Origin of the sequence: Cellulomonas sp. 73-92, assembly GCF_001898175.1 — a bacterium.
Lineage (GTDB): Bacteria > Actinomycetota > Actinomycetes > Actinomycetales > Cellulomonadaceae > Cellulomonas.
In genome coordinates this window covers 22,764-44,474 of sequence record NZ_MKTH01000030.1, presented here as the reverse complement: position 1 = coordinate 44,474, position 21,711 = coordinate 22,764, and the positions used below count along the sequence as shown (strand labels likewise).

Below are 21,711 nucleotides of genomic sequence, written 5' to 3'. Positions count from 1 at the left end.
TCCGGCCGCTACCGGGGCGGCGATCCGACCGAGGCTCGGTGCACGACCTCGCCTCGGAGCTCTGCATGGCGCACCGGCGACGGCTGACCCGTCGCGCGCGCCGCGATCTCGACGTACAGCTGCTCAGCCGCCCACGCACCCATCTCGAGATGGGGCAAAGCGACGGTCGTCAACGCGGGGTCCGCCGCCGCTGAGAGGATCGCCAGGTCGTCAAAGCCCACGACCGACAGGTCATCCGGGATGCGCAGGCCGAGCCTGCGTGCGCTGTTGTACGCCCCCATCGCCATCAGGTCGTTGAAGCAGAACAGGCCCGTCGGCCGGTCCGGGCGGTCGAGCAACCGCATGGCGGCCTCGGCAGCATGCCCTGCCGTGGGTGAGACGTACACCACGGTGACGTCCTCGGCAGGGATGCCAGCCGCGGCTGCGCGCGCAAGGAAGCCGGCGGGGCGACCAGACGCCGCGGGGATGGGATCGGAGTTGCCGATCATCGCCAGCCGTCGGTGTCCAGCGTCGATCAGCACCTGGGCCGCATCTTCACCGCCTGCGTACTCGTCCGGGGACACCCACGACCGATCGTCGTTCGTGCGGGCGTTGAGGACCACGACGGGTGCTGCGTGCAAGGAGGCCGGCACGGTGACCACGCGGTGGTACATCGCGGCGTACAGCACCCCGTCGATGTCGCGGCTCAGGAGCTCGCGGATCTCCCGGGTCTCCAACTCCGCGTCGTAGCTGGTGTTGGTCACGAGCAGCACTCCGTCGTGCTGCCGCACGACCTCCTGTGCACCCAATATCAGCTTGCCGGCGAAGGGAGTGGTGGCGATCTCGTCGCCGACGAACCCCACGGAGTCGGAGCGTCGCGTGCGCAAGGCTCGCGCCACGGCGTTGGCCGAGTAGCCGAGCTCAGCAGCGGCCGCGTGCACCCGCGCGCGGGTCTTCTCGGAGGTTCGAGTCCCCGGCGTGTTGTTCAGCACGTGCGAGACAGTCGTCGGCGACACGCCAGCACGGACTGCCACGTCACGGATGCTCGCCCGCTCGCTCATCATCGCCTCTCGCCCCGTTGCGGTTGCGACCCGGTAAATCGGTTTGGCAGGTCGGTGGCAAAACGATGTACCACCACGGCGCGCGTGTCAAGCCCGAGGGCAAGATCTACCTCTGCGCAATCAAGGACGTGTTCTCCAACCGGATCGTGGGGTACTCGATCAGTGATCGAATGACCTCCCAGATCGCGGTGAATGCCCTGGTCAGCGCCGTGCGGCGGCGACGCGACGTCGCTGGGTGCGTGGTGCACTCGGACCGAGGCAGCCAGTTTCGAAGCCGGAAGGTGGCCCACGTCCTGGCTCACCACGACCTGGTCGGCTCGATGGGCCAGGTCGCCTCTGCTGGCGACAACGCCGCCATGGAGAGCTTCTTCTCGCTACTGCAGAGGAACGTCCGAACCGGCGTCGTTGGGCCACCCGCCAGGACCTGCGCATCGCGATCATCAACTGGATCGAAAGGACCTACCACCGCCGCCGACGCCAACAAAGGCTCGGGCGCCTGACACCCATCGAGTTCGAGACCATCATGAACACTCAGGTCGCACTCGCCGCCTGAGACCGGCTGTCACCTGTCCGTGCAGCAGACCCCTTCGCATGAGCTGCTGCAGGCCAGAGGCCCTTTCGCTCGATTGAGTGGTAGGGCCTCTGTGGCACTTGTTTGCAGGAATGTAGGCGGGCGGACCGTCCCGGACCTGTGCAGACGAGACTGAATCATCGGGGACGTCGCATCCTCAGAGCGAGGTCGCGACACGCGGACCGAAGGGACGCCGAGCGGTTCGGCACACAGGTTCATCGGCGGTCCTCACCCACGAGTCCCAGCTCCGCGAACAGCAGAGCGACACCCCGACCGTGAGGTCCGGGCGTCGTCCGGTCGGCGGCGGCTAGCACCTCCTGCGGCGCGCCCTCGATGGCGACGCCGACCCCTGCGTACCTCAGCATCTCCAGGTCGTTGAACCCGTCGCCGACTCCGACGACGTCCTCCGCCGCCATCCCCAGCTCCGCGGCCACCAGCTCGATGCCGTGCGCCTTGGTGAGTCCGGCGAGGTACAGCTCGCCCGCCGAGTCTGCAAGGTGAGGGATCGAGCTCGGGACGACGGCAACCTCCTGACCGACCTCCCCCACGATGGCGGTGAGCGGAACCGGGGACTCGAAGCAGGTCACCTTGGCGAACGAGACGGTGCCGAGGTCCTCGGTCAGCACAAGGCCGGCGAGGAGGTCCTGGGGTCCGTCTTGGCTGCGTCGCACGCTCGCCGGACCGCCGACCTTGCGATGCAGAGCCTGGAGCCGGTCGGCCACATCGGGGCCGGCGTAGAGGGCGTCTGGAGACTCCACCACGAAGCCGGCGCCGTGGTTCTGGAGGACACGAACCAGGCGCTCGGCGAGCGGGGCCGGGAACCGGACGTCGGCCAGCACCCGCTCGCCGAGCAGCACATAGGCGCCGGCAGACGTCACGACGCCGTCGAAGCCGGCGGACAACAGCTCCGGGGACAGGGCCGGCAGCGCGCGACCCGTGCACAGCAGCACCAGGTGACCGTTCGCTCGGGCGGCCCGCACCGCCTGGACGTGCTCCGGAGGAACCCACCCTCGGTTCGCGTACGTGCCGTCCACGTCCAGGAACACCGCGCGTCGCCGCATCTCACGCACCTGCGGGTTCACGGCCGACCGCCCCGTTCCACTCCGGCCACAGGCTGCGTTCGGGGCATCCTCAACCGAGGCCGAGGACGTCGCGCACCTCGGCATCCATCGAAGCCGCGGCTGCACTCCTGCCCCCGGCGGCGTCGACTGCGCCCCGGGCCACCTCGGCGATGGCGCGGCACTGCTCGAGCGTGTGGTGCGCGAGGGCGTACCGGACGGCCGGGACGGCGGCCGGTGCCATGGACAGGCTGGTCACACCCAGGCCCACCAGGACCAGCGCCATGAGCGGGTCAGCGGCGGACTCCCCGCACACCCCCACGGGCTTGTGCAGGTGCGCGCCGGCCGTGGCGGTCCCGGCGACGAGCGCCAGGATCGCCGGCTGCCAGGGGTCGAGCAGATCGCTGAGCTCGCCGCGAAGCCGATCGGCAGCCATCGTGTACTGCGCCAGGTCGTTGGTTCCCAGCGAGACGAAGTCCACCTCGGCGAGGATCTCGCTCGCCGAGAGGGCGGCGGCGGGCACCTCCACCATGACGCCGACCCGTTGCACCCCCGCGGCCCGTGCCGACAGGGCGAAGGCACGCGCCTCGGCCGCCGTGGCGATCATCGGGGCCATGACCCACACGTCGGTTTGCCGTTCGGCGGGAAGCATGGCGATCACCGACCCGAGCGCCTCGAGCTGGGCCTCCAGCAGCGGCGCGGCGGTTCGGACGAGGCGGTAGCCCCGCACGCCGAGCGCGGGGTTCTCCTCCGTGGTCGTCCTGACGAACGCGAGCGGCTTGTCGGCGCCCGCGTCGAGCGTCCGGACGACCACCTTGTGCCCGGCGTACGCCCTGACCACGGTTCGATAGGCAGAGATCTGCTGCGCGACCGTCGGAGCGGTGGCGCGGTCGAGGAAGAGGACCTCCGTCCGGAACAGCCCGACACCCTCCTGGACCGTCTCGGCTGCCCTGTCGGCGTCCTCCGCCGTGCCGATGTTGGCCAGGAGGGCGACGGGATGGCCGTCGGCCGTCGCACCGGCACTCAGGTCGTCGGCGAGGCGGCGCGCCCTCTCCTGACGGCGCGCCGCCTCCTGCGTCTGGTCCTCGGTCGGGGCGACCGTGATGGTGCCGGCGGCAGCGTCGACGAGGACCCGGGTGCCCGGTGTCACGGCCGTCACGCCGGTGACCTGCACGACGCAGGGCAGGCCGAGCTGGCCGGCGATGATCGCGGTGTGGCTCGTGCGACCGCCGAGCTCGGTCACGATCGCGACGGTGTGGTGCAGGTCCACGCCGGCGGTGTCGGCCGGCGACAGGTCCTCCGCGACGACCACCGTCGGGCCGGTGAGCGTCGGCAGGCCCGGTTCCGGGACGCCGAGAAGGCGCGCGACGACCCGGTGGCGGACGCTGCGCAGGTCGGTGACCCGCTCGGCGAGCGCACCCCCGGCGGCGGCGAAGACCTCGGCGAACTGGCCCACGGCACGGTCCACAGCGGTCGCCGGTCCGAGCCCGGAGCGAAGCAGACGCACCGACTCGGCGGCAAGCGCCGGGTCGGCCGCGATGGTCCCCGCGGCTTGCAGCATGTCGCGCAACGAGGCCAAGGTTGCCTCGTCGGCCTGACGTCGCAGGTCCGCGGCGACAGCGCCTAGTGCACCGCGCAGCTGCGCCTCGGCGACCTCCAGGTCGGCGGGCACCGGCTCGTCGGTGGGAACGCGGGCCGGTGCGGCCAGCACGACGACGGGTGCGACCACGCACCCGCGGCCGACGCCCAGGCCACGGAGCACCTCCTGGGACGGGACCGGCTGAGCGTCCTCGGCGCCCGACACCCACGCGGTCGCGGGGGTCATCTGGAGGCCGGGACGGCGTCGAGGTCCGTCTCCAGCAGCGCCCCGAGCTCGGCCAGCAGCCGCTCGGCACCCTCCCCCTCGGCGGTCAGCTCCACCTCGTCCCCGTGCTCGAGCCGCAGGCCCATGAGCATCAAGATGCTGGTGGCGTCCACAGGCGGCTGGCCGACGCGGCCCAGGAGCACGGGCACCCCACCGCTGGCCGCCAGCTGGGTCACCAGTGCGGCCGGTCGGGCGTGCAGGCCGCTGGCCGTGGCGATCGTCGCTCGTCGTCGAGTCATGTGTCTGTCCCCGTTCCGTCGTCGTCCGCCGCGGTGCGGACCAGCTGATGTGCGAGCAGTGAGCCGCCGCCGGCGACCGGGCAAAGAAAAAGACCTGGGGACCTCCGCTCGGCGCCCGTGCGCTCGGCGGTTCCCCAGGTCTTGCCTGATCGGACTCAGTAACAACCCTGGCGGCATGTTTTACGCCCCGTCGGACGCCTCGTCAAACGACCTCGCACGACGCCGCGACTGCCGTTCGTCGACCGCCGGGACTTGCGCGCGGCCGCACGCCGCGTGCAGGATGCGCGTCGAAGCGCAACGCTTCACCACGGCCATTGGGGTTGTTACTCCTCGGAGGCAAGACCTGAGGCCCGGCGCACGGTAGTCCCGTCCGCCTGGGCCCGGGGTATGCCGACAACCCGGGACCGGTCGAACGGGCACAGGTCCCGACAAGACGGCGTGGTCCTCGTCTCTCGTCGCACGCAGCGACGACGGCGTGGTTCTTCTTCTCGGGTCCCAGGCCCCGGTGCGGCGCAGGCACGACCTGCCTGGTCCGCCACGGGAACCCTCCGTTCCGTGCACCGGCTCGCGACTGCGACGGAGCAGTCGACGCCCGGAGCGCCTCCGCTCCGGCTCCCAGCCGAACACGACACGCAACGTTGCGTGAAAGGACGAACCATGTACGAATCCTTCGCCCGGTCCGCGGTCGAGGCCGTGGGTGGGCCGGAGAACATCCGCCAGGTCACCCACTGCGCGACGCGGCTGCGCTTCCAGCTGGTCGACCCCTCCGCCGCCGACCGCGAGCGGCTGTCGGCGCTCCCGGAGGCCCTCGGCGTGGTCGACTCCCAGGGGCAGCTCCAGGTGATCGTCGGCCCCCGCGTCCCCGAGGCGTTCCGTGCCGTGGCCGCCCTGCCCGGCGTGCGCACAGAGACGGACGGCTCGGCGCCGACCACCACCGCGACGCTGGACCGGTCCAAGCGGGGCCGCACCGGCGGCACCTGGGTGGACCGCGTGCTGGCCTCCGTGTCGGCGATCTTCGCCCCGTACATCCCCGTGCTGGCCTCGGTCGGCATCATCAAGGGCCTGCTGGCCATCGCGGTGCAGCTCGGTTGGCTGGCCAACACCTCGAACACCTACGCGATCCTGTCCGCCGCCGGCAACGCGATGATCTACTTCTTCCCCGTCCTGCTGGCGTTCACCGCCGCGAAGCAGTTCGGCGCCAACCCGTACGTGGGTGCCACGATCGGCGCCGCGCTGCTCGAGCCGAACCTGACGGCCATCAACGTCACGGGCAAGCACCTCGACTTCCTCGGCATCCCGTTCGTCGGGCAGTCGTTCGCCAACACGGTGCTGCCGATCCTCGTCGGCATGTGGGCGTACTCCTACCTGGAGAGGGGCCTGAAGAAGATCCTGCCCCAGCTGACGCACTTGTTGCTGGTGCCGGTGCTCTCGCTGGTGATCATGGTGCCGGCGATGCTGCTCGTCTTCGGGCCGCTCGGCTTCGGCATCGCGGACGGCATCGCCAACGGCTACAACTGGCTGGTTCACTACCCGCTGATCCTGAGCCTGCTGTTCGGTGGCTTCTTCATCTTCGTCATCATGATCGGCGCCCACTGGCTGGTGCTCCCGATCGAGCTCGGCATCCTCGCCGCCCAGGGCAAGGAGTACTCGCTGGCCGCCGGCGGCATGGGCAACTACGCCGTCCTCGGCGTGCTGCTGGCCGTGCTGATCCTCAACCGCGACAAGGCGACCCGCACCGTCGCCGGGTCGGCGGCCTTCGTCAACGGCGTCGCGGGGATCACGGAGCCGGGCCTGTACGGCGTGATCATCAAGAACAAGCGGTACTTCGTCGCCGTGATCGCCGGTGGTCTGCTCGGTGGTCTGGTGTGCGGCCTGTTCGACGTGTACATCACCGCGTTCGCCTTCAGCGGCATCCTCGGCGCACCGGCCTTCCTCGCCTCCCCGCGGGCGGTGCCGTACTTCGCCGCGGTGTTCGTCGCGATCGCCGGCGGGTTCGTCACGACGCTGCTGCTCGAGCGTCGCCGTCGGCCGCAGGTCGCCCCGTCGCCGTCCACGGCGGAGACGGTGGCCGCACCTGAACCGGCACCTGCCGTCACCCGCTGATCCGCTGCGGGTGGGGCCGACCCCCGACGGCCCCACCCGCGCACCCCTGGAAGGCCCTGGCATGGATTTCCCCCACCTGTTCAGCCCCCTGACGATCAACTCGATGGTGACGAAGAACCGCATCGTGGCTACCCCCACGGGCGACTTCTTCGAGGACAAGGCGCTCGGCGGCGCCGGCATCGTCATCGCCGGCCACGCGATCGTGGAGCCGGGCCACTCCAGCTACTCCAGCGCCGACGAGCCGGACCCGTTCGCCAAGTACGAGGTCGAGGAGACGCGGCGGCGCGTCCTGAAGATCCACCAGGCCGGCGCCAAGGCCTCCATCGAGCTCTTCCACGGCGGCGAGTACGCGCGCGTCCACGGTTTCGCCCGTGGACCGGTGGCCAAGACCCGGGACGACGGCATCGAGGTCCGCGCCATGACGGCGCAGGACATGGACCTGGTCGCCGGACTGTTCGGCCGCGCAGCCCGTGAGGCACGCGACATCGGCTTCGACATGGTCTTCCTGCACTTCGGGCACGGTTGGCTGCCGGCGCAGTTCCTGTCCCCCCGCAACAACCAGCGCACCGACGAGTACGGCGGTTCCTTGGAGAACCGGGCCCGGTTCCCGCTGCAGATCCTCGCCGCCGTGCGCGAGGCGGTCGGGCCCCGGTTCCCGGTCGACATGCGGATCAGCGCGTACGAGTTCATGGAGAACTCGATCGAGTTCCCCGACGTGCTGGAGTTCATCCGCATGGCCGAGCCCTACCTGGACACCGTCCAGATCTCCGCCGGCGTCGACATCGGCATCCAGGGCAACGTGCACTGCGCCACGACGAACTTCGAGAAGCACATGCCGAACGCCGTCTGGGCGGCCGAGGTGAAGAAGAACGTCAACATCCCGGTCAGCGTGGTCGGCGCGGTGATGACGCCGGACGAGGCCGAACAGCTCATCGCCGGCGAGTCCGTCGACATGGTCGCCCTCGGCCGACCGCTCATCGCCGACCCCGACTGGCCCCGCAAGGCCCAGGAGGGACGGGCCGACGAGATCGTTCCGTGCATCCGGTGCCTGCAGTGCTACCACATCTCCACCAACCGCCGGAACGTCGGCTGCTCGGTGAACCCGCGGTTCTGGAACGAGTCCTTCATCCCGCGTCGGGCCGAGCCGGCGGCCCGCACCCGGCACGTCGTCGTCGTCGGCGGCGGACCCGGCGGCCTCACCGCCGCTCTCACCGCGGCCGAGCGCGGGCACCGGGTCACCCTGCTGGAGAGGGAGACCGTGCTCGGCGGCCAGCTGCAGTACGTCGCCCGCGAGCACTACAAGCAGGACATCCGCGCCTACCTGGACTACCTGCTGCGCAAGGTCGCCGACAGCACGATCGACGTCCGACTGGGTTGCGAGGCGACCCCTGACCGGGTCGCCGAGCTCGCCCCGGACGCCCTGGTCGTCGCCGTGGGAGCCACCGAGGTGACCCCTCCCATCCCCGGGATCGACCAGCCGCACGTCATGACGGGCAACGACGCGATCATGCGCGAGGACGAGCTCGGCGAGCACGTCGTCGTGGTCGGCGCCGGGTCGATCGGCACCGAGATCGGTCTGGAGCTGGCCCGTCTGCGCGGCAAGCAGGTCACCCTCGTCGAGATGGGCGACCGGTACGCGCCGCAGGGCAACTCCCTGTACCGGGAGGGCCTGTGGCAGAAGGTCGACACCACCCCCAACCTGCAGTTCCGCTTCCGCAGCCGGTGCGCGCGCATCGAGGCGGACGGCGTGGTCGTCGTCGACGAGCGCGGCACCGAGCACCGGCTGCGCGCGGACAACGTGGTGATCTCCGTCGGCATGCGCGCCCGCAGTGAGCAGGCACGGGCGTTCTACGGGATCACCCCGGAGATCGTCATGGTCGGGGACTGCGTGCGACCCCGCATCATCATGGACGCCGTCTTCGAGGGGCACACCTACGCACTGAACGTCTGACCAGCACACGTACCGAGCCTCGCCAGGAGAAGAGCCCATGACCCGCACCACCGAGGAGCGCTCGCTCGGGCGCCTGTTCCGAGCCGCCACCCGCAGGCGAGCCACCCAGCCCGACGCCGGCACCACCCCCGAGCCCGGCACCCCCATCACCTTGGCTGCTCCCGCCGCCGGCACCGTGCTGGCCCTGCACGAGGTGGCAGACGCAGCCTTCGCCTCGGGCGTGCTGGGCCCTGGGGCTGCGGTCGAACCGTCCGACGGGCAGGTCGTCTCCCCCGTCACCGGCACCGTCGTCTCGGCGATGCCGCACGCCTACGGGTTGCGGTCCGACACCGGCGTCGAGGTGCTCGTGCACGTCGGCATCGACACCGTCGCCCTGGGCGGAGAGCACTTCACCCCGCAAGTCCACCAGGGTCAGCACGTCACCGCCGGCGCCGCTCTGGTCGACCTCGACCTCGCTGCGGTCGCCGCGGCCGGATACCCGACCACCGTCATCCTGGTGGTCACCAACTCGGCCGAGCACGGCGCCGTCGAGCCGTGCGCCGACGGCACCGTCGAAGCCGGCCAGCCGCTCGTCCTGGTGGCGTCCTGACAATGGACCACAGCCAGACCCGACCCTTCCCCGCGTCGTTCCTATGGGGAGCCTCGACCTCCGCCTACCAGGTCGAGGGCGGGTGGAACGCCGACGGCAAGGGACCGTCCGTCATCGACACCCGCACACAGCTGCCCGCCGGCACCGCCGACGTCACCGTCGCCAGCGACCACTACCACCGGTTCGCGCAGGACGTGGCGCTGTTCGCCGAGCTCGGGCTGCGCGCCTACCGGTTCTCCATCGCGTGGACCCGGCTCATCCCCGACGGCGACGGGGCGGTCAACCCGGACGGTGTCGCCTTCTACCACCGGCTGATCGACGCGCTCCTGCGGGCCGGCATCGAGCCGGTCGTCACCATGTACCACTTCGATCTGCCGGCCGGCCTGCAGGACAAGGGCGGCTGGTCGAACCGCGGCACTGTCGACGCATTCGAGCGCTACGTACGGCTTCTGGTCAGTGAGTACGGAGCGAAGGTCTGCCACTGGCTGACCATCAACGAGCAGAACACCATGATCCTGTTCGGCTCCGCGCTCGGCCTGGTCCCGCCCGGCTCCGCCGACCCGCAGCGCGAGCTGTACCGGCAGAACCACCACATGCTGCTGGCCCAGGCGCGCGCGATGGCCGTCGTGCACCAGCTCGCTCCGCAGGCGAAGGTCGGCCCGGCGCCCAACATCGCGTGCGTCTACCCGGCCAGCTGCGACCCCCTCGACGTGCTCGCCGCCGACGACTTCTCCGCGATCCGCAATTGGCTGTACCTCGACGTGGCGGTCCACGGCCGCTACAACCCGACGGCCTGGAGCTACCTGGTCGAGCGTGGCTGGGCCCCCGAGGTCAGCGCCGACGACCTGGCCACTCTCCGCGCCGGCCGACCCGACTTCATCGCGTTCAACTACTACACGTCCCACACCGTCGCGGCCGCCCGCGACGACAGCCCCGCCGCGGGCGGGTCCGGTGACCAGCACCTGCTCATCGGGGAGCCCGGCGTCTACCGCGGCGTCGACAACCCCCACCTGCAGCGCACCGGGTTCGGCTGGGAAATGGACCCGATCGGCCTGCGCAACACCTTCCGCCAGCTGTACGACCGCTACCGCCTCCCGCTGCTCGTCACCGAGAACGGGCTGGGCGCCGACGACGTCCTCGAGCCCGACGGAGCGGTCCACGACCCGTACCGCATCGACTACCTGCACCAGCACATCACCCAGATGCAGGCCGCCCTGACGGACGGCGTCGAGATCATGGGCTACTGCCCCTGGTCCGCCATCGACCTGGTCTCGACGCACCAGGGCATGCGCAAACGGTACGGATTCGTCTACGTCGACCGCGGCGAGGACGATCTACGCACGCTCGACCGCATCCGCAAGGACAGCTTCCACTGGTACCGCCGCGTCATCACCGCGAACGGCCCGGTCGCATGAGCAGCACGACATCGCCGCACCCGACGACGTCGTCGACAGGAGGAGCCGTGCGCGTCAAGCAGGTGCTGAACAACTCCGTGGTCCTGGGAATGGACGACGCCGGCGTCGAGGTCATCCTCCTCGGGCCCGGCATCGGGTTCCGGTCCAAGGCCGGCGACCGGATCGACCCCGCCGCCGCCCAGCGCACCTTCGTCCCCGAGGGCATCGGCTCGATCGAACGCCTCGCAGCCATGGTCGAGGAGATCTCCATCGACGCCGTCGCCGCCGCCGAGGAGGTCATGCGCGCCGGCCGCGACCGGCTCGGCAACCACGTGACCGCGCGCATCCTGATCCCGCTCGCCGACCACCTCGGCTTCGCGCTGCGGCGCGCCCACGAGGGGCTGGCGATCGAGTACCCGCTGCGCTCCGAGCTGTCCTACCTGTACCCCGCCGAGCTGCAGTTCGGCCACGAGGCCCTCGACATCATCGAGCGCCGCACCGGCACCCGCCTCCCCGCCGTAGAAGCCGTGCCCATCGCCATGCACTTCGTCAACGCGCAGTTCGGCTCGGAGGACATGCGCGACTACGCGCGCATGACCGACGCACTCCAGAGGATTCTGCGCATCGTCGAGGAGGAGTACGGCATCCCCTTCGACGAGGACTCCGTCGACGTCGCCCGCTTCGTCACCCACCTGCGGTTCCTCATCGTGCGGAACCGGCAGCGCCAGCAGACCCCAGTACCGACCAGCGTCGCCGGCGACGCCGACGTGCTCCTCGAGACCGTCCGGATCAGCCGACCGCGCCAGTACGCCTCGGCGCAACGGATCGCTGCACTCCTCGAGGCCATCTACTCCTGGCCGGTCGACGGCGACGAGCTGCTCTACCTCAGCCTCCACGTGGCCCGGCTGACCGCGGCGCACGGCGCCACGGGGGAGTCCCCGGGCCGCCGTTGACCTCGCTAGCCGCGGCCCGAGTAGGCGCGACGCGGGTGCCTCGGCTGCTCAGCCGCCGACGCGCGCGCCGAGGCTGGGCAGGCACTCGCTGAACTGGGCGACGGCCGCGTCAGTGAGGGGTTCGACGAAGAGCTCCCGGGCCACGGCCCCAGAGAGAGTCGCGGCCTCGGCGCCGTCGGTGGCGAGGCGGACCGTGTCCTCGGCAGAGCGGACGCTGGCGACGAGAGTGCGGGTCGACGTCCCGGCGAGAACGCGCACCATCTGCGCCACCGCCTGGAGTCCGTCCCGGCCGGCCTCTGAGACGCGCCCGAGGTAGGGCGCGATCCAGGAGGCGCCCGCCGAGGCGGCGAGGATGGCCTGGCGGGGGTTGTGCACCGCTGTGACCAGCGTGGGCACGCCGGCGTCGGACAACCGCCGGACGGCGGTCAGCCCCTCCCGAGTGGCGGGGACCTTGACCACCACGCGGGGGTCGAGGCCTCGCAGCCGGTGACCCTCCGCCTCGATGGCGTCGGCCGACTCGGTTGTCGTCTGGACGAAGACCTCGCCCGCGCCGTGCACGAACAGCCACGCCACCAGGTCGGGGACCTCGTCCAGCCGCACACCAGACCTGGCGAGGATGAGCGGGTTGGTGGTGACGCCGCGGAACAGGCCCGTGGCCAGCAGGGGTTCGAGCTCCGCGCGGTCGGCCGTGTCCAGGTACAGGTCCACTCTCACCCCTCCTCGCGCTGTTCGCCGGGCTGCGGGATCCCGGCGAGCCACAGGTACCGCTCGCGCACAAGGTCGTCGCCACCCTCCCGCGGCTCGACGACGGAGCTGACGGCGGGTGTCCAGGCGTCCCGGACGTCGGTCACCCTCGCACCGGCGAGCACTGCCGCCGCCTGGACGGCAGCGCCGCGCGCGGTCGCCTCCGGGACGTCGCGCGTCTCGACCGGCTGACCCAGCCAGTCGGCGAGCACCTGCCGGTACGCGAGCGATCGAGCACCGCCGCCGGTGACGACGACGGCTCCGTCGGCGCCCGCGCCGGCCGCTCGGAGCTGCTCGTGGCCGCGGACGAGCCCGAGGACCACGCCCTCGTAGGCGGCGAGCGCCAGCTCTTCACGGCTGGTGTCCGACCGCAGGCCGGCGAGCATGCCGCGCGCGTGCGGCCGGTCGGGGGTGCGTTCGCCGTCGAGGTAGGCGGCGAGCACGAGGCGGTCGCTGCGCCGCGGTGCGCTCAGCGCCAACCGGGTCAGCTCGTCGTGGTCCACGGCGAGCAGTCGGGCCACCGCGTCGGTGACCTTCGCGCAGTTCAGGGAGCACGTCAGGGGCAGCCAGCCTCCGGTCGCGTCCGCGACCCCGTCGACCCATCCGGAGGCGTCGTGGACGGGGGCCGCCGAGGTCGTCATGACGACGCCCGAGGTCCCGAGGCTGTACAGGACCTGATGCAGCGCCAGGCCGATGCCGAGGGCACCCGCGTGCTGGTCGCCGGCGCCCGGCCCGACCACGACGTCGGGACGCAGGCCGAGCGCGCGGGCGTCGGCCGTCGCGGCGGTGCCGGCCGCCTCGGACGGTCCCAGCACGTCGGGCAGCACGTCGGCCCAGGCCAGCGATCCGTCCACCCAGCGCGCGAGGTGGTCGAGCAGGTACTCGCCGGTGTGCGCGGCGAAGTAGCCAGTCCCGGAGGCCTCCGACCGGTCGGTGGTGACGCGGCCGGTGAGGCGGTGGGTGAGGTAGTCATGTGGGAGCAGGACGGTGCGCACGGCGCGGAGGGTCTCGGGCTCGTGCTGGGCGATCCAGGCGAGCTTGGTGATGGTGAACGCGGCGGTCGGCACGGATCCGACTGCTGCTGCCCAGCCGGCGGCGCCGAGCTCGGCGACCATCTGGGCGGCCTGTGGGCTCGAGGTCGTGTCGTTCCAGAGCTTGGCGGGGCGAAGCACCCGGTCCTGCCCGTCGAGCAGCACGGGGGCGTGGCACTGAGCGGCGATGCTCACCGCGTCGACGTCCCGCGCGTGCAGGCCGGCCGCGCCGAGCGCGGAGCCCAGCGCGGAGCCGAAGGCGGTCCACCAGGCCTGCGGGTCCTGCTCGCTGACCGGTGGGGACGTCGGCGGGTGCGGGGACCGACCGGCTCCGAGCAGCCGGCCGTCGTCGGCGTCGCGCACCTCGACCGTGCACGACTGCGTGGAGGAGTCGACGCCGACGACGACGCCCATCAGTCGTCCGTCCCGACAGGAGGCTCGGCCAGGCTCGGAAGAGCGTCGGGCAGCTGCTCGAGCCGGCCGACGGCTCCGGCGGGGTGGGTGAACAGCACCTCGTCCCAGCCGTACCCGCGCCGCTGCATGAGGACGGTGGCCAGGGCGTCGCCCCACGCGGCGGTCGCCAACGTGGAGCCCATCGCGATGACCCCGCCCGGGTCGACCTCCGGACCCGGGTCGACCACCACGGTGAGGTCGGCGAGCGTGCCGAGGGCGGAGGTGGGTGCGGCCGTGACCGCGATGACTTTCACGCCCCGCTGCTGCACGCGACGGGACAGGTCGTTCAGCTCGTCGGACTCCCCGCCGCGGGAGAGCGTGATGAGCAGGTCGCCGGCTGCCACGGCACCCATCGTGCCGTGCAGCGCGTCCATGCCGGGAAGGAACATGGCCGGTGTCCCGCACACGGACAGCAGGTGCGCCATCCGCCGGGCGATGGCCCCGGATGTCCCCGACCCGGTGACGAACACCTTGCCGGTCGTGGCGTCGACGAGCTCGACGGCGGCGAGGAAGCTCTGGTCGAGCCGGTCCGCGACCTCGGCGACGCCGCGACCCTCTCGTCTTACGAGGTCTTGCGCGACCTGGAGGGTGGCGTCCTGGGCGCTGGTGGTCATGGTGGTTCTCGTTTCTGACGGTCAGGTCGGGTCAGGCCGCGGCCCACGCCTCGCGGCGCAGCGCTGTGGGCGTGCGGTGCTCGGCAGGCACCAGCTCTCCGGTGGAGTGGCCGTGCGCGACCACGGCGATGTCGTCGGCGACCTCGCAGATCTCGTCCTCCTCCGAGGAGACGATGACCACGGTCAGGCCGGCGTCGTGGGCCAGGGAGCGCACGATGCGGTGGATCTCAGCCTTCACGCCGAGGTCCACGCCCTTGGTCGGCTCGTCCAGGAGCAGCACCCGCGGGCGCTGGGCGATCGCACGGGCGAGCAGCACCTTCTGCTGGTTGCCGCCCGAGAGGCTCACCACGGGTCCGTTCCGATTGCCGCGTACGCGCAGCTGCGCGAGCAGCTCGTCGGCGTCGGTGAGCATCCGGGAGCGGTCGAGGAACCCGGCCCGCCGGTAGCGCTTGAGGACGGGAAGGACGACGTTCATCGGGGAGTTCAGCCCGGGGACGATGCCGTCGGACTTGCGCTCCTCGGTCACGTACACCACGCCGGCGCGTTGAGCGGCCGCCGGGGTGGCCGGCCGGTACGGCTCGCCGTCGAGCAGGACGGTGCCGCCCGTGATGGGCGCCAGGCCGACCAGGGCACGCAGCACCTCGGTGCGTCCGGCACCGACGAGCCCGTACAGACCCAGCACGCGACCCGGCTCGGCGGTCAGCGACACGTTCCGCACGCCGGGTGCCTGCAGACCCTCGATCTGCAGCCGTCGGCCGCCGGACTTCTCCGGCAGCCACCGGCGCACGTCGCTCGTCGGCGCCTGCCCGGCGTGGGCCGGCGTAGCCGCCCCACCCGATCCGGTCACAGCGTCGGCCACCTCGTCGCCGGCGATGGCCGCGACGACGTCGTGCCTGCTGATCTCGTCGACGCGGCCGTCGATCCGGACCCGGCCGTCGACCAGGGCAACGACGCGGTTGCAGACGGCGTACAGCTCGTCGAGCTTGTGGTCGACGAACAGGATGCCTAGCCCCCGGTCGGCGGCCAGGGACCGCACCATCTCCAGGAGCTTCTCGACCTGACCGCCCTCGAGGCTGGTGGTCGGCTCGTCGAGGAGCAGGTACTTGGCGTCCCGGTGCGTGGCGACGGCGATCTCCAGCATCTGACGCGTGGCCACGGGGTAGTCGCCCAGCTTGCGGTCGACGTCCACGGCCAGGCCGAAGGACTCGACCAGCCGGCGGGCGCCCGCCCGCATCCCCTCACGATCCAGGATCCCGGCCCTGGCCCGCTCCTCGCCGAGGTAGATGTTCTGCGCCACGGTCAGGTTGGGCAGGAGCGCGAGCTCCTGGTAGACGGTGGCGATGCCGGCCGCGATGGCGGCGGACGGCGAGTCGATCGCGGTGGGCCGCCCGTCGACGGTGATCTCGCCGCCGTCCGGCGTGGTGGCCCCGGAGACGGTGCGCAGGAGCGTGGACTTGCCGGCGCCGTTGTGGCCGACCAGGCCGACCACGTCACCCGGCCGCACGTCGACCGAGACGCCGTGCAGCACGGTCACACCCGAGTACCGCTTGATGATCCCTCGGACGCTCAGCCCTGCCGGCGTCCCGGTCGACGTCGTGGTCATGTCAGCCGACCTCGCCCGCGCCGGGGGTCTGACCCACGGTGAACAGCTTCAGGGACTCGAGCACCTGCGCCTGGGGCGTGGTGCCGTTCAGCCACCCGCGGATCTGCTCGATGACCTTGGTGCCGTAGACCTCGGGCTCCTGGGCCACGCAGGCGGGGTACTGGGCGGTCAGCGGCTGGTCCGCGGCGCAGAACCCGTAGACCTTGACCTTGGAGTTCGAGCCGAGTGCCTGCAGTGCGCCGTACGCGGCCGGGCCGGTCGAGGCGAAGATCACGTTGATGTCGGGGTTCCCGGCGAGCATCTCGGTGGTCGCCTTGAGGCTGACGTCCGGCTTGACCTTGCCGTCGACCGTCGCGACGACCTTGGCGTTGGCGTCCGACGCGATGCCGCTCTCGAAGCCCTTGTCGCGGGTCACGGCCGGCGTCTCGTCGGGGGCGGTGACGAGGCCCACCGTGAGCTTCGCGTCGGCACCGGCGTCCTTCAGGAGCTGCTCGGCGACCTGCTTGCCGCCGGCCGCGTTGTCCGCGCCGAGGTACTGCACGATGCTCGCGCCCTGAGACTTCAGCGACGTCTCGTCGATCCCGACGTTCACCGTGAAGACGGGCACGCCTGCGTCGTTGGCGGCCTTGACGATCGCCGCACCCGGCTCGGACTTGACCGCGTTGAGCGCCAGCGCGCACGGCTTCTTCTGCAGCATGCCCTGGACCTGCGCCAGCTGGTTGGCGCTGTCGTCGTTCGCGATCTGCACCTCGACCTTGAGCTTGTTGGCCTGGCCCGCGTCCTCGAAGCCCTTCTTCATGGCGACGTAGTACGGGTTGGTCAGGTTGGGCAGCGCCACCGCGACGTACGGAGTGGCGTCCGAGCACGAGGCGGGCTTGGGGATACCGCCGGTGCTGCTCGCCGATGCCGCGGACCCGGCCTTGGCGGTGCCGGTGTTCACGGCGCCGCAGGCGCCCAGGAGCAGGGCACCGGCGCACAGACCGGCGACGATGATCGGGTTGCGAAGCTTCATTGCTCTCTCATCTCTCGGTTGGACGGACACTCGGTCCCGGCGCCGGCCGTCGGTCCGCTGGACGGACGCCGGCCCCGGGTGGAACGGACACTCAGTGGGTCGTGGCGGATCCCGCCTCGAGCGGCGGCGCGGCGGCGGCCGGTGTCTGCAGCGCGGTGTCGTCCGCGGCGGCGCCTCCTGGTCGGAAGGCCCGGCGCAGCAGCTGGCTGAGGGACGACTTGCGGCGGTAGGTGTCGATGATCACGCCGCCGAGGATGATCAGGCCGATGACCAGGGGTTGCCAGAAGGACTGGACGCCCACGACGTTCATCCCGTTCGACACGGTCGCGATGAGCACTGCACCCAGCAGCGCGCCCGGCAGGGAGCCGATGCCGCCGAACAGGCTCACACCGCCGACCACCGCGGCGGCGATCGAGTAGAACAGCTCGTTGCCGGAGCCGGCCGACGGGTAGCCGACCATCAGGCGGGACGTGGTGATCAGGCCGCCCATGCCGGCGCACAGCCCTGACATGGCGTAGACGAGCATGGTCACGCGGCCGATCGGGATCCCGGATAGTCGCGAGGTCTCGGCGTTGCCGCCGACCGCGTAGATGTGCACGCCGGTCGGTGTCATCCGCAGCAGCACGGTCAGCGCGATGGCGAACACCGCGACCAGCACCACCGGCATGGGCACCGCGAACAGGGAGCCGCGGCCGATGATGGCGAACAGCGGGTCGGCGACGTTCACGGAGTTCGCGCCCGTGAGGATCAGCGGGATGCTCGCGGCCACACCGAACGTGGCGAACGTGACGATGAACGGCGGCAGCTTCACGTAGTGGATGAGGGCACCGTTGATCGCGCCGACCACCGCGCCGACGGCGAGCGCCGACAGGGCGCCGAGCCACCACGGGAGGCCGGCCCGCATCGTCAGCGCCGCGACCATGCCCGTCAGCGCGATGTTCGAACCCGTGGACAGGTCGATCCCGCCGGTCAGCAGGACGAAGGCCTGCCCCATCGCGAGGAACGCGATCACGGTGCCGTTCAGCAGCAGCAGGTTCGCGTTGTCGAGCGTGCGGAAGGTCGGGGACATCAGGCTGAAGATCGCGGCGACCAGGACGATCACCACGCCGACCCCCAGCTCCTCCGGGATGTGGCGGCGCTTTGTCATGGAGCTGCCTCCTTGCAGTCTGCTCATTTGAGCGCTCCTCTGCGCTCATCTGTTGGAGGACAGTACGCGCCTCAGCGCCGATCGCCAAGTCCTCTGGATCACGATTGGGACACGTTCGAGCGCGCTACAGTGCTCACATGAGCGAACATGAGGCTCGCGGCAGTGCCGCCGACGAGCGCGGGCTGATGGTTCTCGTCGCCCGGCGCTACTACGTCGACGACATCTCCAAGGTGCAGATCGCCCAGGACCTCGGGCTGTCCCGGTTCAAGGTCGCGCGGCTGCTCGAGCAGGCCCGGTCCACCGGCGTGGTGACCATCACCATCGACGCCGACGGACTGGTGGACGCCGAGCTGTCCGCACGCGTCTGCCGGCACTTGGGCCTGGACGCGGCCGTGGTGGTCGAGGCGAGCGGCGACGAGAACGCCGTCCGACGGCAGGTCGGAGAAGCCGCAGCCAGGCTCCTCGGCGAGACGCTGCACGCCGGTGAGGTGCTGGGGCTGGCCTGGGGACGGACGTTGACGGCAATGAGCGCGGCGATGCCGCCGCTGCCCCGCGTGGACGTCGTGCAGCTGACGGGTGCCATCGGCGGCGACGTCGAGGAGTCGCCGGTGGAGATCATCCGCCGGGTCGCGCTGCGCTCCGGCGGCAGCGCCCGGCCGATCTTCGCCCCGCTCGTCGTCGACGACCCGCGCACGGCCCAGGCGCTGCGTCGTCAGCCGGACGTGGCGGCCGCACTGCGGATGTTCGACTCGGTGACCACCGCTGTGGTCTCCGTCGGCTCATGGGACCCGCCGAACTCCCAGCTGCTGCGGACCATCAGCGAGGACGAGCGCGCGCACCTGCTGCAGGTCGGGGTGCGTGCCGAGGTCGCCTCGCTTCTCGTGTCCGACGAGGGCGAGCTGGTCGCCCCCGACTTCCAGGACCGCTGCGTGACCATCGGTTTCGAGCAGATGCGGGCGATCCCGCGAAAGATCGCCGCCGCGGGCGGCGCGCCGAAGGCCCGCGCCGTGGCGGCCATCGTCCGCGCCGGGCTGTGCACGGAACTCGTCACTGACCGCGCACTCGCGGAGGCGCTCCTGCAGCTGCCGGCCCTGGCATCGACGACCGCGTCATGAGCCTCACCGTCGCGGCCTCCCTCTGGTCCACGCCCAAGGACCGGCTCGACTCCGAGGCGCGGCGGCTGGCGGCCGGCGGGCTGCGACGCTGGCACTGGGACGTGTCCGACGGAGTCCTCGCGGCACCCGGCGGCTTCGACGTGGGCACCGTCGAACGGCTCACCCGCCTGACCGGTCTCCCCGGCGAGGCGCACCTCATGGTCACCGACCCGCTCCTGCAGGTGGACGCGTGGGCGCCGAGCTGCGACCGGATCATCGTCCACGTCGAGGCCACCGGATGGGCGGAGTCCGTCGACCGGATCCGGTCCCTCGGCCGGCAGCCGGGGGTGGCGATCTCCCCCGGCACACCGCTCGGTGCGCTGACCGGCGTCCCGTCGGACGTCGCGATCCTGGTCATGTCCATCGTCCCTGGTCACGCCGGCAGCACGTTCATCCCGACGACCCTGGAGCGCCTGCGCGCGCTGGCCGACGGCCGCGACCTCGGCGTGGACGGCGGCGTCACCTTGGACCACGCCCGGGCCTGCGCCTCGAACGGGGCCACGTGGGTGGTCAGCGGCTCCGCGCTGTGCTCGTGCGCCGAGCCCAGCGCGTGGCTGGCCGCGGCGTCAGGGACCGCACAGACGAGCCCCGGCGCGGGTTGACCCAGTCCGGTCGCCCCGCCCCGGGGCTCGTACGTACCGGTCAGAGGGCCGGGTAGCGCTCCGGCGCCGGACCGATCGGTCCGCCGTTGCCGATCTCGTAGACCAGGCCGAGGGTGTCCTTGGTGTCCAGGTAGTAGTGGACGTCCTCGTCGATCCACCCGGTCTGCAGCACACGCGCGCCCTTGGCCTCGAGGTCGGCGAGGACGCCGGGGATCTCCTCGTCGGGCATGACGTCCTTGATGTGGTGCAGCCCCTCGCCGTGCTTGTCCAGGTGCTCCCAGTAGATGTTCGGCCCGGCGATCGGCTGGATCAGCTCCAGCTCGACCTCACCGACCCAGGTGACGGCACAGATGAAGTCGAAGGGCTCGGTCACCAGCTTGCCGTCGACCGTGAAGTCGCGCACCGTCTCGGGGGTGAAGTGGCGCACGTCCCAGGGGCCGATGCCCAGCAGGTGGTGCCACTGGTCCATGGTCTTGTACACGTCCCGGACGACCAGGGCGATCTGCTTGTAGTTGCGCATCCGTGTCTCTCCTTCGGGTTCGGCCGCGCTCAGTCGAGCTCGACGGTGGTGCCGCGCTCGGCGGACGTGAACATCGCCTCGAGCACCCGGGCGTTCTCCAGGGAGCCCTCGAGGCTGTAGCGCAGCGGGTCGCCGGTGCGGATGCAGTGCGACAGGTGCTCGATCTCCAGGCGGTACGCGCTGACGTCGGGGAAGCTCTCGGTGACGGGCTCGATGCCGTCGAGGAACACCTCGTCGCCGTACGTGTGCCAAAGCAGGCGGGTGAACGGCTCCCGGCGCATCCCGCTGCCGGGCATGGTCAGCCAGCCGTCGGTGCCGAGCAGCTCGGCCTGCGCGTAGGGGTTGGGGTAGTCGAACGAGATGTTGATCAGCGCCGTGCGGCCCTCGTCGAACCGGAGGATCGCCTCGGCGGAGGTCTCGACCTGCTCCCCCGGCCGTGACCACGTGGTGGCCGTCACCGAGCGGACCGGCCCTGGCAGGAGCTCGCGTGCCATGTCGACGCCGTAGCAGCCCATGTCCCAGATCACGCCGCCGGCCGCGGCCGGGTCGAACCGGATGTTGTAGCCCTCGTAGTGCTGCTTGAACGCCAGCCCGAGCCGGGCCACGCGGGGGTCGCCGACGGCACCGGCGCGAACCAGCTCCAGGGCACGCTGCCACCGGGGGGTGAAGCGGTACATCAGAGCCTCGAGGACGAGCCGGTCCGCCTTCCGCGCCGCGGCGGCGATGGAGCGGATCTGGTCCGAGCTCGGCGCGAGCGGCTTCTCGCACAGCACGTGCTTGCCGGCCTCCAGCGCCCGGATGGTCCAGTCGGCGTGGCGGATGTTGGGCAGCGGCAGGTACACCGCCTCGATCTCCGGGTCTTCCAGAAGCCGGTCGAAGCCCTGGTACCACGTCGCGGCGCCCCAGCGGGCGGCCTCCTCCTTGGCGGCGTCGTCCTGGAAGGAGGCGATCGCGACGAGCTCGGCGTTGTCGGCGCTGACGAGCCCCGGCAGGGTCAGCTGGTTGACCCAGGAGACGCCGAGCACTCCCCAGCGCACCCTCTCGGTGCTGGTCTCGGTGGTCGTCATGG

Annotated in this window: 19 protein-coding genes and 1 pseudogene; 8 read left to right on the top strand and 12 right to left on the bottom strand. The window is 71.3% G+C overall.

Translation table 11 applies throughout. From position 1 onward, the window contains the following. Positions 1-8 precede the first annotated feature (8 nt). On the bottom strand, positions 9-1,040 hold the full coding sequence (locus BGO37_RS17495) for a LacI family DNA-binding transcriptional regulator (protein ID WP_291757087.1): 1,032 nt from the start codon (positions 1,038-1,040) through the stop codon (positions 9-11). Positions 1,041-1,135: 95 nt separating this feature from the next. Between BGO37_RS17495 and BGO37_RS17490 the strand changes: the two are divergent. Continuing rightward, positions 1,136-1,593: pseudogene (locus BGO37_RS17490) on the top strand (transposase); the annotation flags it as partial. Between the two features lie 233 nt (positions 1,594-1,826). Here the strand turns inward: BGO37_RS17490 and BGO37_RS17485 are convergent. The 3 genes from BGO37_RS17485 to BGO37_RS17475 all read right to left on the bottom strand — a co-directional run bounded on the left by BGO37_RS17485 (position 1,827) and on the right by BGO37_RS17475 (position 4,772). After that, positions 1,827-2,672 (bottom strand): HAD family hydrolase, encoded by an 846-nt coding sequence (locus BGO37_RS17485; protein ID WP_291757084.1) that lies wholly within the window; start codon positions 2,670-2,672, stop codon positions 1,827-1,829. A 70-nt stretch (positions 2,673-2,742) separates the two neighbouring features. After that, a complete protein-coding gene (gene ptsP / locus BGO37_RS17480) occupies positions 2,743-4,494 on the bottom strand; it encodes a phosphoenolpyruvate--protein phosphotransferase (protein ID WP_291757083.1) in 1,752 nt (583 codons plus the stop codon). Beyond that, complete coding sequence (locus BGO37_RS17475; protein ID WP_291757081.1) at positions 4,491-4,772, bottom strand: HPr family phosphocarrier protein; 282 nt, start codon at positions 4,770-4,772, stop codon at positions 4,491-4,493. The genes ptsP and BGO37_RS17475 overlap by 4 nt, the downstream gene beginning before the upstream one ends. Before the next feature lie 657 nt (positions 4,773-5,429). Between BGO37_RS17475 and BGO37_RS17470 the strand changes: the two genes are divergently transcribed. From BGO37_RS17470 to BGO37_RS17450, 5 genes are all read left to right on the top strand, one after another. Beyond that, positions 5,430-6,875, top strand: coding sequence for a PTS transporter subunit EIIC (locus BGO37_RS17470; RefSeq protein ID WP_291757079.1), 1,446 nt, complete (start codon positions 5,430-5,432; stop codon positions 6,873-6,875). 61 nt (positions 6,876-6,936) lie between these two features. Next, the gene (locus BGO37_RS17465) at positions 6,937-8,826 is read left to right on the top strand and encodes an FAD-dependent oxidoreductase (protein ID WP_291757078.1); all 1,890 of its coding nucleotides are present in this window, start codon (positions 6,937-6,939) and stop codon (positions 8,824-8,826) included. A gap of 37 nt (positions 8,827-8,863) precedes the next feature. After that, on the top strand, positions 8,864-9,415 hold the full coding sequence (locus tag BGO37_RS17460) for a glucose PTS transporter subunit IIA (protein ID WP_291757076.1): 552 nt from the start codon (positions 8,864-8,866) through the stop codon (positions 9,413-9,415). Positions 9,416-9,417: 2 nt separating this feature from the next. After that, positions 9,418-10,830, top strand: a complete 1,413-nt coding sequence (locus tag BGO37_RS17455) for a glycoside hydrolase family 1 protein (protein WP_291757072.1) — start codon at positions 9,418-9,420, stop codon at positions 10,828-10,830. Further along, on the top strand, positions 10,827-11,762 hold the full coding sequence (locus tag BGO37_RS17450; protein WP_291757071.1) for a PRD domain-containing protein: 936 nt from the start codon (positions 10,827-10,829) through the stop codon (positions 11,760-11,762). Before BGO37_RS17455 ends, BGO37_RS17450 begins: the two co-directional genes overlap by 4 nt. A 48-nt stretch (positions 11,763-11,810) precedes the next feature. Here the strand turns inward: BGO37_RS17450 and BGO37_RS17445 are convergent, their stop codons facing one another. The 6 genes from BGO37_RS17445 to BGO37_RS17420 all read right to left on the bottom strand — a co-directional run bounded on the left by BGO37_RS17445 (position 11,811) and on the right by BGO37_RS17420 (position 18,366). Beyond that, complete coding sequence (locus BGO37_RS17445; RefSeq protein ID WP_291757068.1) at positions 11,811-12,470, bottom strand: transaldolase family protein; 660 nt, start codon at positions 12,468-12,470, stop codon at positions 11,811-11,813. A gap of 2 nt (positions 12,471-12,472) precedes the next feature. Further along, on the bottom strand, positions 12,473-13,951 hold the full coding sequence (gene xylB, locus BGO37_RS17440; RefSeq protein WP_291757065.1) for a xylulokinase: 1,479 nt from the start codon (positions 13,949-13,951) through the stop codon (positions 12,473-12,475). Further along, on the bottom strand, positions 13,951-14,604 hold the full coding sequence (locus BGO37_RS17435; protein WP_291757062.1) for an SIS domain-containing protein: 654 nt from the start codon (positions 14,602-14,604) through the stop codon (positions 13,951-13,953). The genes xylB and BGO37_RS17435 overlap by 1 nt, the downstream gene beginning before the upstream one ends. Positions 14,605-14,635: 31 nt before the next feature. Beyond that, positions 14,636-16,207 (bottom strand): sugar ABC transporter ATP-binding protein, encoded by a 1,572-nt coding sequence (locus tag BGO37_RS17430; RefSeq protein WP_291757061.1) that lies wholly within the window; start codon positions 16,205-16,207, stop codon positions 14,636-14,638. Position 16,208: 1 nt separating this feature from the next. Continuing rightward, positions 16,209-17,219 (bottom strand): substrate-binding domain-containing protein, encoded by a 1,011-nt coding sequence (locus BGO37_RS17425; protein WP_291757057.1) that lies wholly within the window; start codon positions 17,217-17,219, stop codon positions 16,209-16,211. 91 nt (positions 17,220-17,310) lie between these two features. Next, positions 17,311-18,366: an ABC transporter permease gene (locus BGO37_RS17420; protein ID WP_291757054.1), complete on the bottom strand. Its 1,056-nt coding sequence runs from the start codon at positions 18,364-18,366 to the stop codon at positions 17,311-17,313. 137 nt (positions 18,367-18,503) lie between these two features. On the opposite strand from BGO37_RS17420, the gene BGO37_RS17415 reads away from it, so the two are divergent. Together BGO37_RS17415 and BGO37_RS17410 are read left to right on the top strand one after the other, a co-directional pair. Beyond that, positions 18,504-19,481 (top strand): sugar-binding transcriptional regulator, encoded by a 978-nt coding sequence (locus BGO37_RS17415; protein ID WP_291757052.1) that lies wholly within the window; start codon positions 18,504-18,506, stop codon positions 19,479-19,481. Continuing rightward, a complete protein-coding gene (locus BGO37_RS17410) occupies positions 19,478-20,122 on the top strand; it encodes a hypothetical protein (protein WP_291757051.1) in 645 nt (214 codons plus the stop codon). The genes BGO37_RS17415 and BGO37_RS17410 overlap by 4 nt, the downstream gene beginning before the upstream one ends. 40 nt (positions 20,123-20,162) lie before the next feature. Here the strand turns inward: BGO37_RS17410 and BGO37_RS17405 are convergent, their stop codons facing one another. Then, entirely contained in the window at positions 20,163-20,642 is a 480-nt protein-coding gene (locus BGO37_RS17405) for a VOC family protein (protein WP_291757048.1), read from the bottom strand. 29 nt (positions 20,643-20,671) lie between these two features. Further along, positions 20,672-21,709 carry a Gfo/Idh/MocA family oxidoreductase gene (locus tag BGO37_RS17400; RefSeq protein WP_291757047.1) on the bottom strand — a complete coding sequence of 346 codons (1,038 nt, stop codon included), beginning with the start codon at positions 21,707-21,709 and terminating at the stop codon, positions 20,672-20,674. Positions 21,710-21,711: the final 2 nt, after the last annotated feature.

Coding starts and splice junctions, on each gene's coding strand:
- BGO37_RS17495 (WP_291757087.1), bottom strand. CDS start 1,040: ATGAGCGAGCGGGCGAGCATCCGTGACGTGGCAGTCCGTGCTGGCGTG.
- BGO37_RS17485 (WP_291757084.1), bottom strand. CDS start 2,672: ATGCGGCGACGCGCGGTGTTCCTGGACGTGGACGGCACGTACGCGAAC.
- ptsP (WP_291757083.1), bottom strand. CDS start 4,494: ATGACCCCCGCGACCGCGTGGGTGTCGGGCGCCGAGGACGCTCAGCCG.
- BGO37_RS17475 (WP_291757081.1), bottom strand. CDS start 4,772: ATGACTCGACGACGAGCGACGATCGCCACGGCCAGCGGCCTGCACGCC.
- BGO37_RS17470 (WP_291757079.1), top strand. CDS start 5,430: ATGTACGAATCCTTCGCCCGGTCCGCGGTCGAGGCCGTGGGTGGGCCG.
- BGO37_RS17465 (WP_291757078.1), top strand. CDS start 6,937: ATGGATTTCCCCCACCTGTTCAGCCCCCTGACGATCAACTCGATGGTG.
- BGO37_RS17460 (WP_291757076.1), top strand. CDS start 8,864: ATGACCCGCACCACCGAGGAGCGCTCGCTCGGGCGCCTGTTCCGAGCC.
- BGO37_RS17455 (WP_291757072.1), top strand. CDS start 9,418: ATGGACCACAGCCAGACCCGACCCTTCCCCGCGTCGTTCCTATGGGGA.
- BGO37_RS17450 (WP_291757071.1), top strand. CDS start 10,827: ATGAGCAGCACGACATCGCCGCACCCGACGACGTCGTCGACAGGAGGA.
- xylB (WP_291757065.1), bottom strand. CDS start 13,951: ATGGGCGTCGTCGTCGGCGTCGACTCCTCCACGCAGTCGTGCACGGTC.
- BGO37_RS17435 (WP_291757062.1), bottom strand. CDS start 14,604: ATGACCACCAGCGCCCAGGACGCCACCCTCCAGGTCGCGCAAGACCTC.
- BGO37_RS17430 (WP_291757061.1), bottom strand. CDS start 16,207: ATGACCACGACGTCGACCGGGACGCCGGCAGGGCTGAGCGTCCGAGGG.
- BGO37_RS17425 (WP_291757057.1), bottom strand. CDS start 17,219: ATGAAGCTTCGCAACCCGATCATCGTCGCCGGTCTGTGCGCCGGTGCC.
- BGO37_RS17420 (WP_291757054.1), bottom strand. CDS start 18,366: ATGACAAAGCGCCGCCACATCCCGGAGGAGCTGGGGGTCGGCGTGGTG.
- BGO37_RS17415 (WP_291757052.1), top strand. CDS start 18,504: ATGAGCGAACATGAGGCTCGCGGCAGTGCCGCCGACGAGCGCGGGCTG.
- BGO37_RS17410 (WP_291757051.1), top strand. CDS start 19,478: ATGAGCCTCACCGTCGCGGCCTCCCTCTGGTCCACGCCCAAGGACCGG.
- BGO37_RS17405 (WP_291757048.1), bottom strand. CDS start 20,642: ATGCGCAACTACAAGCAGATCGCCCTGGTCGTCCGGGACGTGTACAAG.
- BGO37_RS17400 (WP_291757047.1), bottom strand. CDS start 21,709: ATGACGACCACCGAGACCAGCACCGAGAGGGTGCGCTGGGGAGTGCTC.